The sequence below is a fragment of the Bacillus cereus group sp. MG20 genome (assembly GCF_040459885.1).
GTDB classification, from domain to species: domain Bacteria; phylum Bacillota; class Bacilli; order Bacillales; family Bacillaceae_G; genus Bacillus_A; species Bacillus_A cereus.
Genome location: NZ_JARVHF010000001.1, coordinates 3,986,739 through 4,001,238, shown reverse-complemented (window position 1 = coordinate 4,001,238; position 14,500 = coordinate 3,986,739). Strand labels below are relative to the sequence as shown.

The window sequence follows — 14,500 nt, the reverse complement described above, 5'->3', positions numbered from 1 at the left end:
AAAATAGCACTTTAAAAAGTGCTATTCTGCTCTCCTTGCCGCTTGCTGAATTGGATCCCAAACGCTGTTATATGGTGGTGCATAACTTAAATCGACATCTTCTAAATCATGAATGCTCATTTTATTGAAAAGTGCCATCGCGATCACATCAATACGTTTATCTACGCCTTCTTCTCCAATTACTTGCCCGCCCAATAATTGTTTCGTATCGGAGCGATATAGTAATTTCAAGTAAAGTGGTTTTGCATTTGGATAATAGCCCGCCATATTTGTAGAATCTACTTTGACCGTTTTATACGGAATGTGTAGCCCTTTTGCTTCTTTTTCATTTAACCCTGTTCTTGCGAGTGTCAAATCCATAAATTTAATAATGCCTGTGCCTAACGTACCTTTAAAAGCTCTTCGTTTATCAAGCATATTCAGTCCAGCAAGTCGCCCTTGCTTATTGGCAGTCGTTCCGAGCGGGATATGATCATGAATTTCCTTTATAACGTGGTAATGTGTTGCGCAATCACCGGCTGCATATACGTCTTGCACATTTGTTTGCATATATGCATTTACTTCGATTGCTCCTTTATGATTCTTACGTATATTTGTCCCTTCAAGAAAATCAGTATTTGGCTTCACTCCCACCGACACTAAAACAAGATCTGCTTTATACGTACCTTTATCCGTTTCGATTGCTTCTACTCGTTCATTTCCTTTAAATGCTTTTACATTTTCATTCGTTAAAATTTCAATATGATGCTTATCTGCTTCTTTATGTATGTACTCTGCCATATCTGCATCATAAATCGTACCGATATGATCATTTCGCTCAATCATTCTTACTTTCTTACCAAGTTCGACGAATGTTTCTGCCATCTCAAGTCCAATGGCACCACCGCCAATAATCGTTACATCTTCAACTTTATTCGTTTCTAGCGTTTTTAATATGCGCTCAGCATCAGGAATTGTTTTTAAAAGATGAACGCCTTGTAATTCCCGTCCTTCCCATTCTGGCATAACAGGACGCACTCCAGTCGCAATTAATAATCGATCATATGGAAATTCAAAGACATCCTTCGTCTTCGTATGCTCTGCGTACACCATTTTCTTTTCCGTATCTACTTTCGTTACTTCATGACGCACTTTCGCATCAATTCCATATTTCTCACGAAACGTCTTTACGTTGCGCGCGATTAACTTTTCAGTTGAAGCGATAGCACCACTAATGACATACGGTAATCCACACTGAGCGTATGAATAAATTTCACCTTTTTCTAAAGTTACAACATTTGCATTTTCATCGTTTCTAACAATTTGCATAGCTGCACTCATACCAGCTGCATCTCCGCCAATAATGACATAGTTCACTTTACCACTCCTTCTTTTTTACATACTCTTTACGTTTTCCATATTTTATAGAAATAACACCTACTTCCATTGTAAAGAAAGAGAATTTCATCTTCAAATTTAGTGCACAAACTTATGTATGAATAGGTAACTGTCGTGTCTTATAAACAAAATGTTTAATATGCTATAACAGTAACCAATTGAAAGTAGGTGAAATATACATGTGCGCTGGTCTTCTCGCTCAGTTTCCAGAGGAACCGAAAGAACCAAAACCCGCCTTGTCGCTTGATCAAGAATTTTCTATTAACGCAACCATTTATAGTGCTCGTGCTTGGTTATCTAATGATGAAACTTTTCCACAAACGATTTGGAAAGGCTCTCGCTTTGCTTCAGCATCACACGCTGGCAAGTCCATCTTACCAATCGGTACTGTAAAAATTTTGAACTTATCTGATGATACAATAACAGTTACTGCATCATCAGAATCAGATGATACTCTCAAAATAGTCGTACCCCCTCATTCTGAAGGTGTTTTAACATCTAACGCATTATCTGATGTGCAAGCAAGTACATCAGGAGGAGCAAGTAAAGTCACATTTCTCTTTCATATCTTTTTCTCAAGGGATCCTGGTTCAGATAAAAAACCATAAAAAAGGTACAGTTACGCACCGTACCTTTTTTCATGTGTTCTATTCTCTTGATTTAATCAGTTCAATATTATAAGTTTCGATATCTGTTAACGTTCCTGTAAAATAAGGGTTTTCTCTATACCAAGACTGTTTTGCAAAATACGCTTGCATATCTTTCGTTTGAAAAATATGTCCATGCCTTGCATATATTTCATTTCTAGCAATTTTCAACTGTTCTTTCGATAAATAGGTTAAATCTGTGCTCGTTAATTTTCGAATATCACTATCAGGAAAGATGAAACCATTATATACATACCCAGTCGTAGGTGGCGGGGTAACATTATAAACAACGGTTTTTTCTGCACTTTTCGTTTGGAATGGAAGATTATAAGACGAAAGTGCCGTTACCGTCTCTACTTTTGTCGTTTCCCGTCCATTTTCTCCATTTCGTTCTAAATAAATTTTCGCGCTTCCATCAGTCGCTACAGGCCCCCATGTAATTTCTTCTCCTGCGAGCGCTGTAACTGGTTTTTGATTTACGTACAATGTTGCACCAGGCGCGTTCGTTTGAACTGTAATATATTGACCTTGCAACGTTAAATCTATCGTTACGTTATTTTGGCTTTGTTTCATAAGTACAACCTTTTCCTCACGAGATAGTTTTACATAGTCATTTTTATATTCTGATTGAAACACTTGATTTCCCGGAAGAAATGGCCCATATTGCTTCTCAAACTTTTTGTCATCTGTCTTATCAATTTCTTTTCCGTTCATTTTTAACGATACGCCTTTTTCATTTATAAGCAAAGTTGTATAGTACGTCTTCGCTTTCAATTTATACCGATCAAATATAAAGAAATACTTTCCGTCTTTCGTTAATGAAAAATCAGCTCTTTCTATTCCGTCCCGTTGTTTTTCACCTTGTCTCAAATATCCTTTTAATTCATTTACGTAAGATGGATTTTCTTTTATATATGAAAATAGAGGCGTTAAACTCTCTCTCGTTATCATAACCGATGGATCATCTGCCGTAACGATTTCAGCTAAATTCTCTCCGTCCCGCTCTTGTAAAATCGTAATCATCCGGTCTACTTGTGCCACCTGCGTATAATACGATGATCCGTACAAATACAATCCAATAATCGCTATAACAAATAGTGCTAACAGTGTAATGCCAACTTTTGTACCACTGCTCATGTTCTTCTTTACTACAGGACTTCCCCTCTTCATCCCGCAGTTTTGACAAAATTGTACACCATCTTCAAACTGAACTCCGCACTTTGTACATACATTCATTCAGTCAACCACCTTTTCATTAGAAGCCAGTTATTCCCTGTGTTAAGGCTTGAATTATCGTGCTAATGTAAGACCAAAGTACAATGAACGTTGCAATTCCAATTAAAACATTTGCAATAATAAGTGTGTAAACGAGATCTAATCCGCCATTGTCTAGTTTTAATACGGCTACAGCTATACTAATCCCTATATAAGTTGCAACTACCGATAATAATATCGGTAAGAAAAAGATTAATAAAAAACTAAAAAGAAAAGAAAGAACTAATATGACAATAGCCGGCGTCGCTATCGTTCCCCATATACCAAATACTTCAAGAAACGAAAAAGATGATTTCATCATCTTACCACTTACAAAAATAATAAATCCGACAAATAAAGTTAAAATTAATAAAAAGAAAAAGACCGTTATAGATTCTCCAAAAAACGTGGGAGTAGATATATCTGGTGCAAATGTTCTCGTAACTGCTGATGCTGCACTCATCATTCTATAAAAAATACATGCTCCTAAAAAACAAATAAGAACAAGACTTACAATTCCATTTCGCACTTCAATAGCGCCGCTTTTCATAATCGCTGTCGGTGCTTGTAATGCATGTTTAAAAAATTGAAAATAGCCGCTCGCAAACCGCTTCGCTTGTTCTACCGTTTCATTTGGACGCGTTTCCTTTTCTTGTGCCGCGCGCGCTTGTTCCTGCCCTTCTTCTTTGCCACTACTTGCCACTACTTCTTCCGTTAACGAATGTCCACAATTCCCGCAAAACTTTGCCTCTACTGCATGTTCTGTATGACATGACGGACATTTCATTCTCTTATCCCTCCTTAAGCATATACCTTATAGGGTGTTACAAGTTCAATATATGAATTTGTACATAAAACATGACTACAAGAAAAAGATTCTGAAATCCTTCTTCCGAAAGAAAATATATGTGCTAGCAATCTTGAAAAAAAATGCTATTATGAAACAGAATAAATAATATTTTTAACAGATTGGATGAAAGAAAATGGAATTGGTAAACTCAATTTTTCAAATACTCCTTACAAGCGTAATACAATTATTATCTTTAATTGGCGTTATCATTGTAATTGGATTTCTATTAGGCTATTTAGAATCTCTCACACGCATGTATTGGTCGAGAGCTTTTGGAAGAAAAGGATTCCTATTAACGGCTTGGATCGGTGTTCCGATTCACGAACTTGGACATGCCATTATGTGCGTACTGTTCCGTCATAAAATTGTGGCGACTCAGTTCTTCCCAACAGATACAAGTCAAGGGGCTTTAGGTTATATACAACATCAATACAATCAAAAAAGTGTGTATCAACGAATTGGGAATTTCTTTATCGGTATTGGGCCTATTATTTCTGGTATTACTGCATTAATCCTTTTAATGCGCTATTTCGTACCAGAATCATATTTTTTATTTAATACAACTCTCGAAAAAACGATTGCTTCTACTTCTATTAATGTAGAAATGATTCAAAACATGCTCTTGTCGACGTTTGTATTATTGAAAAGCTTATTTACAATCGGCAATTTATTGAATCCTTCCTTTTGGTTATTTTTATTTATCGCCATTTGCATTTCCGCACATATCGCTTTAAGTAAACCAGACATTAAAGGATCAATAGACGGTGTTGTCGTCATGTTTATCGTGTTATTTTTATTCAACATAATAGCAGGACTGTTTCAATACGACAGTAATCAGCTAATTGGACAGGTTATGAAATATAATATGTATCTCATTGCGTTTTCTAGTGTGGCACTGCTGTTCTCTTGTCTTTCTACACTCGTTAGTTTTTCGTTTTATAAAATAAGAAGAGGGCGTTCCTTTTGAACGCCCTCTTCTTATTAATTATTCCCCTTATAATCACAATGCTCAACCGGAACACGAGCATGCCCCTCTTCATCGGTACACCATGACTGTGATTGGAAGGCAAGAAAGATACCAATCCATTCTTCTTCCTTTTCAAAGTGAATAAGTATTCCTCCATCTTGCCAGATGCCATCATCACCTTGCCATTTTTCTACATTCCCTTGATTCATGTGAATATCATGTATACCGTTTCCTGGTTTGAAATGAAAATAGGAATCTGGTGTGTTTTCTTCTGGTCCCCATCTTTCGCCAAACGCGTAAATAATTGCTTTTTCTTCCATCGCTCGCTTTATATAACGTTCTATTTTTTCGTTTAAATCATTATCTGCTCCTGCTTTTTCGGGAGGCAAAGGAATCATTTGTTTTGAGTCAAATAGATTTCCTCTTACATAATCTAAAGCCACTTTCGGTTCATTGTTTTTTACTTCCGTAAAACCAAATGGTAATGTCGGTAAAATGTGAATCGCCTCTGACCGAATATCGTTACTCGCAAAATATAAAACTTCTGACGGATAACTTTGCGACTTTACGTTAATAGCAATACGATAATCTACTCCAGTCTCGCCCTGTAAATGAACTTGATAATGAGGTGTTTTCCCTTTTCCAATCTTTGATTGTATAACTGTACCTTTTAACACACCGTAGTTTTTTAGGGGCATACATTTCATCTCCTATTCATTTAGTAGAAGCTATTCATATTTAAATCATTATCCACTCATAAAAAAAATCCTCCTATTTTAGGAGGATTTTTAATTTCTCAACATATACCAAACAATAACTTCTACCATTACAAGCAAAACCGCACCAAAGATCATTAACGTCGTCTTCTTTAACAGTTCATTTTCACGGTAAGGGATATTACATAAGTAAGCACCTAGTGTAATCCGTGACGGGCAAGCGATTGTCGCTACTGATGATGCGGTGTTTTGCAGTGTTGTGACGTATTGCCACGGGAGTGCTACGTTTTGTGCGGTTTGCATTTGTAGTTTTATAAACATTGCATTTGATCCTGCGTTACTACCTGTTAAAAATCCACCAATAGCGCCAATAAACGGAGCAACGAAAACGAAAAATGTTCCAAATGTATCACCAGCTGTCTTTGCGAGTAATGAATGCATGCCTGATGCACCCATTAGTTCTGAAATGGCGATAAACATTGTCGTCGTAATCGCAAAAGGAATCCATTGTTTGATCGTTTGCGAGAGTGATTGTTTAATAATATTAGACGGGATGCGGAAGAAAATAATAGTAAATAAGCAAGTCATACCGAGCCAAAATCCTGGTGAATATAGTAACTCTAGTTTGTAAGAGTATGATTTCAAATCAAGAACCGCATATGATCTGAACAAATCATGTAATGCTGGAACGAGGCGAGAAAGTAAAATACAAACTGTTAGAAATATATAAGGGCTAATAATTTTTATAATGGATACTTCTCTCTCCGTTGCAGCCGCATGTTCTGTTATAAGATTTTGCCCACTTTTTCCTTTTAATTTAATGATAAGAAAGCCAAATGTAATCGTAACGATAGAACTTAATATCCCGGCTAGTTCAACACTTACGTACGCATTAGAAAGATAGATTCCGAGAGAAAATAATAGAAAGAATCCTACTCCTTCTTTCCACTTTTCTATAACCGCTTGCCAGCCGCCAACAACGTGTAAAGAAAGAATAACAAAGTAAGCAAACATCGGAATACTTAATAGCGCTGTATTTGTACCAAGTGTTTTAAGAGGCATATTTATTAGCTGCGAACCGATAATCGTACCAGTTGCCATTGCGCCCCATGAACTAGCTAGTAAGCCGATAAATGAGAGCAGTACAGCTTGAAATGGTTTATATCCTAGTGAAAGAAAAATAGGTGCTGCAACCATGAAGCCGATACCGAATCCACTTACTGATTCAATAAGCGGGCAAATGCCAAAACACATAAGCAGCATTTGTAATAAGCGATCCTGAGTAACTTCTTCTAGAAAACGTGCTACTTGATCGATGTACCCCATTTTGTTCATGAGGTGAAATAAAAAAATACCGAAAAATAAAACGTACCCGACAATAAAACAAATTAACCACCCTTTAATCGTTGCGTGCACAGTTTCACTTATCCCTAATTGAAACGTTGGCGAGAGTAAAACGATTCCAACACATACAGCATAAGAAATTAACGAAGACCTTAATGACGTTTGTTTAAATAAAAATAAACAAATGAAAATCATCATAATTGGGATAAGTGCCAACAATATGGCCATGTTATCATCTCATTTCGTTTAAAATACAATTTTTAACTATTATATAACAGATGTTGTAATTTTCAATTGTTTTTAAAACAGATTTAAAAAAGGAGCCAAACGGCCCCTTTTCATTCACTCCCATTTTCTATTATCCTGAAAAACTGTCTGCTGTCCGATTATTTTTTTCAACACAACAAACACAATGTAAGTACATATTGCTTGCAATGCAATATTCCAAAATTTCATTAATGTAAATGAATGAATCCGTAGAAATAATTCGTTTAATAATACAATCGAAACGATACTAAATAATTCTATACTAATCGAAAATAGACATATTTCTAAAATAGACTGTTCTTGAATGCGATTTAAGTTGGAAAAGATAAATACATATCCTAAAAATAGAGCCATTAACTCTATTTTCGTCATGCTAATGAGCCAAGCGTATAGCGGTACAGTTAAAAATAGATATAGTAGTTTACGTCTTAGCATGCCTTCTCACCCTCTAAATTATATGTATTTTCTGTATATTTTAACATTTATTACGCAAAACAAAAAGAAGAGACTTACGCCTCTTCTTTTTGTTTTGTTGCATATATTAATTCACATATTTCTTCTCGCTTTTCATTTTCTAAAAGCTCAATGATTTTACTTCCAACGACAACTCCGTCGCATATTGTAACCATTTCTTCTACATGTTCTTTTGTTGAAATGCCGAATCCAGCGACTACTGGTAAGTTGACGTGTGATTTTACTTTTTCTAAGTAACTATGAATCTCCTCTTTAAAGTTTTGACGTACTCCCGTTACGCCCGCTACTGTAACAGCATAAACGAACCCTTCTGATTCACTCGTGATTTTTTCAATTCTTTCAATAGGGCTCGTTACGGTAACGAGTGGAATGAGCGCAATGTTTGCCTCTCGAAGTAACGGCGCAATAATATTTTGTTCTTCATACGGTAAGTCAGGAACGATAATACCATCCACACCGGCCTCTAAGCACTTCTCTACAAATCGTTCTTTTCCGAATGCGAGTACTGGATTTAAATATGTCATGAGTACAAACGGAATTTGCACTTCTTTCCTTACCTCTATTAATGCTTGAAAAATACCTTTTACTGTTACACCGCTATCTAGCGCTCGTTTCCCTGCTCTTTGAATCGTTGGGCCATCTGCGACTGGATCTGAAAATGGAATACCAATTTCAACGATGCTTGCTCCAGCCTCATCTAGAAAACGAATTCTTTCTTTTAATTTTTCAAGGCCACCATCTCCGCCCATTACGTACGGAATAAATGCTTTCTTGCCATTTTCAAACGCTGCTTTAATTTTTTCTACTCCCATTTTTTACACCTCTTCCATATAACGTTTTATACTCTCTACATCTTTATCACCACGGCCAGATAAACAAATAACAAGTCCTTCATCTTCCTTCATTTTCGGAGCTAATTTTAATGCGTATGCGACAGCATGCGAGCTTTCTAACGCCGGGATAATGCCTTCTTTTTTCGTTAATAATTGAAATGCTTCTAATGCTTCTTCGTCTGTTATCGAATGATAAGAAACGCGGCCAATATCTTTTAGCAAGCTATGTTCTGGACCAACACCTGGATAATCAAGTCCTGCTGAAATAGAGTGTGCTTCTTGAATTTGTCCTTCTTCGTTTTGCAGAAGATACATCATTGATCCGTGGAGAACGCCAACGCTTCCTTTCGTTAAAGTTGCTGCATGCTTTTCTGTATGAACGCCTTTTCCAGCTGCTTCTACGCCGTAAAGAGCAACTTCTTCATCGTGTACGAACGGATAAAACATCCCCATCGCATTACTACCACCGCCAATACAAGCAACGACTGCTTCTGGTAACTTTCCTTCTAACGCCTCATATTGTTTTTTCGTTTCATTTCCAATTACACTTTGGAAATCACGGACAATTTGCGGGAATGGATGTGGTCCGAGAACAGATCCCATAATGTAGTGCGTATCATGCACATGTGAAACCCAGTAACGAAGCGCCTCGTTTACCGCATCTTTTAATGTACCGCTACCTGCCGCTACACTTTCTACTTTCGCTCCGAGTAATTCCATTCGGAACACATTTAATTTTTGACGTCTTACATCTTCTTCTCCCATAAAAATGACGCATTCTAATCCGAGAAGAGCACATACAGTAGCTGTTGCAACTCCGTGTTGTCCAGCTCCTGTTTCAGCGACAACTTTTTTCTTGCCCATTCGCACTGCAAGTAGTGCCTGACCGATTGTATTGTTAATTTTATGAGCTCCTGTATGATTCAAATCTTCACGTTTTAAATAAATCTTTGCACCACCGCAATACTTCGTCATATTTTCAGCATAATATAGCGGTGTTTCTCTTCCGATGTACGTTTTTAAATAATGATTTAATTCCTTTTGAAATGCTTCATCTTGCATCGCTTCTTTATATGCTTCTTCTAGTTCTAGTACAGATTGCATTAACGTTTCTGGAACGTATCGTCCTCCGTATATACCGTAATGTCCTTTTTCATCTGGATATGCGTAGTTCATTTGTAACACTCCTTCGCTTTTATAATAAATTGTTTTATTTTCTCTACATCTTTCTTTCCTTCTGTCTCTACTCCGCTGCTCACATCGACCATATATGGCCGAACAGTTCGAATTGCTTCTTCTATATTAAGAGCGTTTAATCCACCAGCTAATATCATTTTCTTTCGCAATTCTTTTGGCATATCTCTAAGTAGTTCCCATGAAAATGTCTTTCCATTTCCTCCATGAAACTTTTCTTTCGGGCTATCAAATAATATATAATCCGCTTCATACCCTTGGGCGTTTTTCATATCACTCTCTGAAGTTACTCCTAGCGACTTTATAGACGGAATATTCAATCTTCTAATCTGATAATTGTCTTCATCCCCATGTAGTTGTACATGTGTTAACCCGCACTCATCTGCAATTTTCTGGATCACTTCTACTGATTCATTTACGAAAACACCGATTTTTAACACGTTGGCTGGAAGCTCCTGAATGATTTCTTCCGCTCTCTTTGGAGTGATTTCCCGCTTACTTTCTGCAAAAACAAATCCGAGTGCATCTGCGCCATATTCGCACGCACTTTTCGCTGTTTCCACATCAGTGATGCCGCAAATTTTCACTTTCATATATTCACCTTACAATCTTCAAAAAAACTACTAATAGAAGATGATGTCATAAGCGCCTCTCCAACTAATACACCTTTGGCTCCAGCTCTTTTAACACGAATAATATCTTCTTTTGAATGAATGCCACTTTCACTAATCCAAAGTAGTTTCTCCTCATTCAATCTTTTTCCAAGCTTTTCAGTTTGGCTTAAATCTACTTCGAACGTTTTTAAATTACGATTATTAATGCCAATAACGTGCGGATTTAATACAATCGCAGTTTCTAATTCCTGTTCATCATGAACTTCAACAATCGCTTCTAATCCTTTTTCTAACACGTAGCTATACAACTCTTTTAACTTCTCTTTCGTTAACGCTGCTACGATTAGTAAAATAATATCTGCTCCCGCTTCATACGCTCTATCGATTTGAATCTTATCGATTATGAAATCTTTACATAAAAGCGGAATGTTACTTTCTTCTCTTGCTGTTTGTAAATCGTGAAACGATCCTTTAAAAAATTGACCATCTGTTAAAACAGATACTGCTCCTGCACCACATTTCTCATATGTTCCCACTTGTTTTCGTACGTCAACGTGTAAATTGATATCTCCTTTTGATGGTGATGCTCGCTTTACTTCTGCAATGACAGTAAACTGCTGTAACGCTTCTACAAGTGACTGTGTCTTTCTTTTTGTTTTTACTGGTGTATATATTTCATATAACTCCGCAACTTCCTTTTTCTTCTGTTCTACAATTTTATCTAAAATCGTCCCCACTTTAGTTCACCCTTTCTAATTTTTCGTTGCTTGCTACAATTAATAAGTTTAATTTGGCTAATGCTTTTCCAGAGTCAATGCTATGTGCCGCGAGTTTAATTCCTTCTTCAATCGTTTCCGTTTTTCCATTTGCGAAAAGAGCTAGACCTGCATTTAATAAAACGGTATCGCGATAAACACTCTTTTCTCCGCTCAATACGCCGACCGTAATCTTTGCATTTTCTTTTGAATTCCCTCCTCTAATCTCTTCATTTTTCACTCTTGAAAAACCATACTTTTCTGGATCAATACTCATTTCTACTATTTCATTATCTTTTAAAATGACAACATGATTCTCTCCTTGTAATGATGCTTCATCTAAAAATCCACTTCCGTTTACGACAAGCGCTTGTTTTCTTCCCAGCTTCTGTAATACTTGCGCAACTGGTAGTAACATATCTCGTTTATAAATGCCGACAAATTGTGTTTCTAAATTTACCGGATTTGTTAAAGGACCAATTAAATTAAAGATCGTCGGCACGTTTAACTCTTTTCTTATTTTCATAATGCGCCTTAGTGCTGGATGCATCGCTGGTGCAAATAAAAATGCAATGCCGACATGCTCTAATAAATAATCAATTTCGTTTGGCGTACTGCTAATATTTACACCTAATTCTTCTAATAAGTCCGCACTTCCTGTTTTACTAGAAACAGCTCGATTACCATGTTTTGCAACCTTTACGCCAGCTCCTGCCAGTACAAATGCCGATGTTGTACTAATATTAAACGTTTGGGCACCGTCACCACCCGTTCCGCAATTGTCCATCGCTCCTTGTATATGGTTCGAAAATGGTAGTGCCTTTTCGCGAAGAGCTCGAACAAGGCCGTATATTTCTTCTGCAGTTTCACCTTTCGCTTTCAGTAAGACTAAGAAAGCTGCAATTTCACTTTCCAATATGTTTTCATTTAATAAAAGAAGCCCTGCTCTATACATTTCCTCTTCTGTTAAATGTTTCCCCTCCACTAATTTACGAAGATAGCTATTCATACTCTTTCCTCCTCCTTCACTTCTGTTAAAAAGGCACGTATTAACTTTCCGCCTTCTTCTGTCGCGATTGATTCCGGATGAAACTGTAATCCGAATAGCGGATAATAATTGTGACGAACTGCCATAATTTCTCCATCGTCCATCGCTGTCGCTAGTATGTCAAAACACTCTGGCAAGCTCGTTTGCGCTGCAACAAGGGAATGGTAGCGCATCGCTGTTAACGGCTGTGTAACGTATGAAAAAATTGACGTTCCATTATGTTTCACGCGTGATGTTTTCCCATGTTTAATACGTTCTGCTCTAACAATGTCTCCTCCAAATGCTGATATAATCGCCTGATGACCAAGGCAAATACCTAATATGGGAACGTTCTTATAAAAATGACGAATCACTTCGATACAAATACCAGCATCCTCTGGTTTTCCTGGTCCTGGTGAAAGCACAATTCCTGTTGGATTCATCTCTTCTAGCTGTTCTATCGTTATTTGATCATTTCTTACGACTACAATATCTTCTTCGTATTCACCTAACAGTTGATACAAGTTATAAGTAAATGAATCATAATTATCAATTAGTACAATCATTTCATTACCTCCAATAGTGCTCTCGCTTTATTTAACGTTTCTTCATATTCAGCTACTGGGTCTGAATCATAAACAATTCCCGCTCCTGCCTGAACGTATGCTTTTTCATCCTTTACGACCATCGTTCGAATAGCGAGCGCCATATCAAGATTTCCTGAAAAACTAACGTATCCAACTGCACCCGCGTATACATTTCTTTTTTCATTCTCTAGCTCATTTATAATTTCCATCGCTCTAATTTTCGGAGCCCCAGAAACCGTTCCTGCTGGTAGGCAATACGCTAATGCATTAAATCCGCTCATTTGTTTTCGCAATGTTCCGTAAACTTCAGATACAATGTGCATAACGTGAGAGTATTTTTCTACTTTCATATATTTATCTATCGTAACCGAGCCGATTTCGCTCACTCTACCAATATCGTTTCGCCCAAGATCTACAAGCATCATATGCTCTGCTCGCTCTTTCTCATTGTCTAACAGTTCTTTTGCGATTTCCTCATCTTCCCTCTTCGTTTTCCCTCTCGGTCTTGTACCAGCAATTGGATTCGTCATTACTTTATCCTCCCTTACTGATAGCAAACTTTCCGGCGAAGAACCGAGTACAACATAATCTTGAAAATCGATATAGAACATATATGGTGATGGATTTGCAATTCGAAGTTTTCGGTATAACGCGAATGGATCACCAATACATTCACTTTGTAAACGCTGTGACAGTACGACTTGGAATATGTCTCCGGCTCTTATATGTTCTTTCGCCATTTCTACCATCCCACAAAACTCTTTTTCCGTTATAGAAGAAGTGAATGATAATGTGGATTGTATTGCATTTACTTCAGTTTCTTCTCCTTGTAGCACTTCCTCTTTGTATACTCGTAGCCTTTCGTATACTTCCTCATAATCTGCTGAATCATCTTCCCTGCATACATATACAAACGACAACCTTTGGCGTAAATGATCGTAAACGATAAACTCACGATATAGTAAGAGGTGTACTTCCGGAATATTTAATGGGTCGTGTAAATCCGCTCCAATGTTTTCATACTGCCGAATGACATCATATCCAATATAACCAACTGCTCCTCCGCAAAATGGAAATGGGCTGTCTACTTGTGATGATGCGATTATTTCTTCTAATACTTGTAGTACGTTACCTTGTAACTTTTCTGCCCGGCCGAAAATCGTTCGTTCTACTTCCGTACCAACGCTTTTTACTTCTCCATAAGGATTACATCCTAAGTAAGAATAACGCCCTTTATCTTGATGAAGCTGTGAACTTTCTAATAAAAATTTCTTCTTTCCTTTCATACGTCTATATAAAGAAATTGGCGTAATGCTATCTCCTTCTTCTTCAGTAATTACTAAAAATGTCTTTCTCTCTCTTTTTTGTTTTATAAATTCTTCTTTCGTCATCATGTCCTTCACCTCACTCTGAAAAATAAAAAAGTCCCCTACATATCGAAAATATGTAGAGGACGATAAATATACCGCGGTACCACCTCGTGTTGGATGCAAAAGCATCCCGCTTTGTTCAGGTACAAAATTTATACCTTATCCTTGTAACGGCGGAACCCGGGTTGCCTACTGAAAACGATTGTTCAGCATACCTCTCGTAA

General features: G+C 37.1%; 15 protein-coding genes and 1 other annotated feature (1 of these 16 running past the window's edge). Of the genes, 2 read left to right on the top strand and 13 right to left on the bottom strand.

The genetic code is table 11. The features are described from left to right. Positions 1-21 precede the first annotated feature (21 nt). Entirely contained in the window at positions 22-1,356 is a 1,335-nt protein-coding gene (locus QCI81_RS20520; protein WP_001110229.1) for a CoA-disulfide reductase, read from the bottom strand. Between the two features lie 200 nt (positions 1,357-1,556). Here QCI81_RS20520 and QCI81_RS20515 point away from each other — a divergent pair, with 200 nt between their 5' ends. Then, the gene (locus QCI81_RS20515; protein ID WP_065482744.1) at positions 1,557-1,985 is read left to right on the top strand and encodes a hypothetical protein; all 429 of its coding nucleotides are present in this window, start codon (positions 1,557-1,559) and stop codon (positions 1,983-1,985) included. A 39-nt stretch (positions 1,986-2,024) separates the two neighbouring features. On the opposite strand, the gene QCI81_RS20510 is transcribed toward QCI81_RS20515, so the two are convergent. Both QCI81_RS20510 and QCI81_RS20505 read right to left on the bottom strand, forming a co-directional pair. Beyond that, the gene (locus tag QCI81_RS20510; RefSeq protein ID WP_353810883.1) at positions 2,025-3,260 is read right to left on the bottom strand and encodes a TcaA 3rd/4th domain-containing protein; all 1,236 of its coding nucleotides are present in this window, start codon (positions 3,258-3,260) and stop codon (positions 2,025-2,027) included. Between the two features lie 19 nt (positions 3,261-3,279). Then, complete coding sequence (locus tag QCI81_RS20505) at positions 3,280-4,065, bottom strand: zinc ribbon domain-containing protein (protein ID WP_071730661.1); 786 nt, start codon at positions 4,063-4,065, stop codon at positions 3,280-3,282. Between the two features lie 196 nt (positions 4,066-4,261). Between QCI81_RS20505 and QCI81_RS20500 the strand changes: the two genes are divergently transcribed. Next, positions 4,262-5,095, top strand: a complete 834-nt coding sequence (locus QCI81_RS20500) for a hypothetical protein (RefSeq protein WP_000424522.1) — start codon at positions 4,262-4,264, stop codon at positions 5,093-5,095. A 14-nt stretch (positions 5,096-5,109) separates the two neighbouring features. On the opposite strand, the gene QCI81_RS20495 is transcribed toward QCI81_RS20500, so the two are convergent. The 10 genes from QCI81_RS20495 to trpE form a co-directional block, all read right to left on the bottom strand. After that, on the bottom strand, positions 5,110-5,793 hold the full coding sequence (locus QCI81_RS20495) for a DUF2278 family protein (protein WP_064532942.1): 684 nt from the start codon (positions 5,791-5,793) through the stop codon (positions 5,110-5,112). A 90-nt stretch (positions 5,794-5,883) separates the two neighbouring features. Further along, entirely contained in the window at positions 5,884-7,383 is a 1,500-nt protein-coding gene (locus QCI81_RS20490) for an L-lactate permease (protein WP_071730659.1), read from the bottom strand. A 114-nt stretch (positions 7,384-7,497) separates the two neighbouring features. Beyond that, entirely contained in the window at positions 7,498-7,857 is a 360-nt protein-coding gene (locus QCI81_RS20485) for a DUF4029 domain-containing protein (protein ID WP_053564990.1), read from the bottom strand. A 74-nt stretch (positions 7,858-7,931) separates the two neighbouring features. Further along, complete coding sequence (trpA, locus tag QCI81_RS20480) at positions 7,932-8,708, bottom strand: tryptophan synthase subunit alpha (protein WP_071730658.1); 777 nt, start codon at positions 8,706-8,708, stop codon at positions 7,932-7,934. 3 nt (positions 8,709-8,711) lie between these two features. Then, positions 8,712-9,905: a tryptophan synthase subunit beta gene (gene trpB, locus QCI81_RS20475; protein WP_063220255.1), complete on the bottom strand. Its 1,194-nt coding sequence runs from the start codon at positions 9,903-9,905 to the stop codon at positions 8,712-8,714. Beyond that, positions 9,902-10,516 (bottom strand): phosphoribosylanthranilate isomerase, encoded by a 615-nt coding sequence (locus QCI81_RS20470; protein ID WP_071730656.1) that lies wholly within the window; start codon positions 10,514-10,516, stop codon positions 9,902-9,904. Before QCI81_RS20470 ends, trpB begins: the two co-directional genes overlap by 4 nt. Beyond that, the gene (trpC, locus tag QCI81_RS20465) at positions 10,513-11,274 is read right to left on the bottom strand and encodes an indole-3-glycerol phosphate synthase TrpC (protein WP_000536703.1); all 762 of its coding nucleotides are present in this window, start codon (positions 11,272-11,274) and stop codon (positions 10,513-10,515) included. Before trpC ends, QCI81_RS20470 begins: the two co-directional genes overlap by 4 nt. A 1-nt stretch (position 11,275) precedes the next feature. Next, the gene (trpD, locus tag QCI81_RS20460) at positions 11,276-12,301 is read right to left on the bottom strand and encodes an anthranilate phosphoribosyltransferase (RefSeq protein WP_053564994.1); all 1,026 of its coding nucleotides are present in this window, start codon (positions 12,299-12,301) and stop codon (positions 11,276-11,278) included. Beyond that, a complete protein-coding gene (locus QCI81_RS20455) occupies positions 12,298-12,885 on the bottom strand; it encodes an aminodeoxychorismate/anthranilate synthase component II (protein WP_000636337.1) in 588 nt (195 codons plus the stop codon). The genes trpD and QCI81_RS20455 overlap by 4 nt, the downstream gene beginning before the upstream one ends. Further along, positions 12,882-14,300, bottom strand: coding sequence for an anthranilate synthase component I (gene trpE, locus QCI81_RS20450; protein ID WP_353810882.1), 1,419 nt, complete (start codon positions 14,298-14,300; stop codon positions 12,882-12,884). The genes QCI81_RS20455 and trpE overlap by 4 nt, the downstream gene beginning before the upstream one ends. A gap of 52 nt (positions 14,301-14,352) precedes the next feature. Next, positions 14,353-14,500: a binding site (T-box leader), on the bottom strand; it runs 97 nt beyond the window's last position.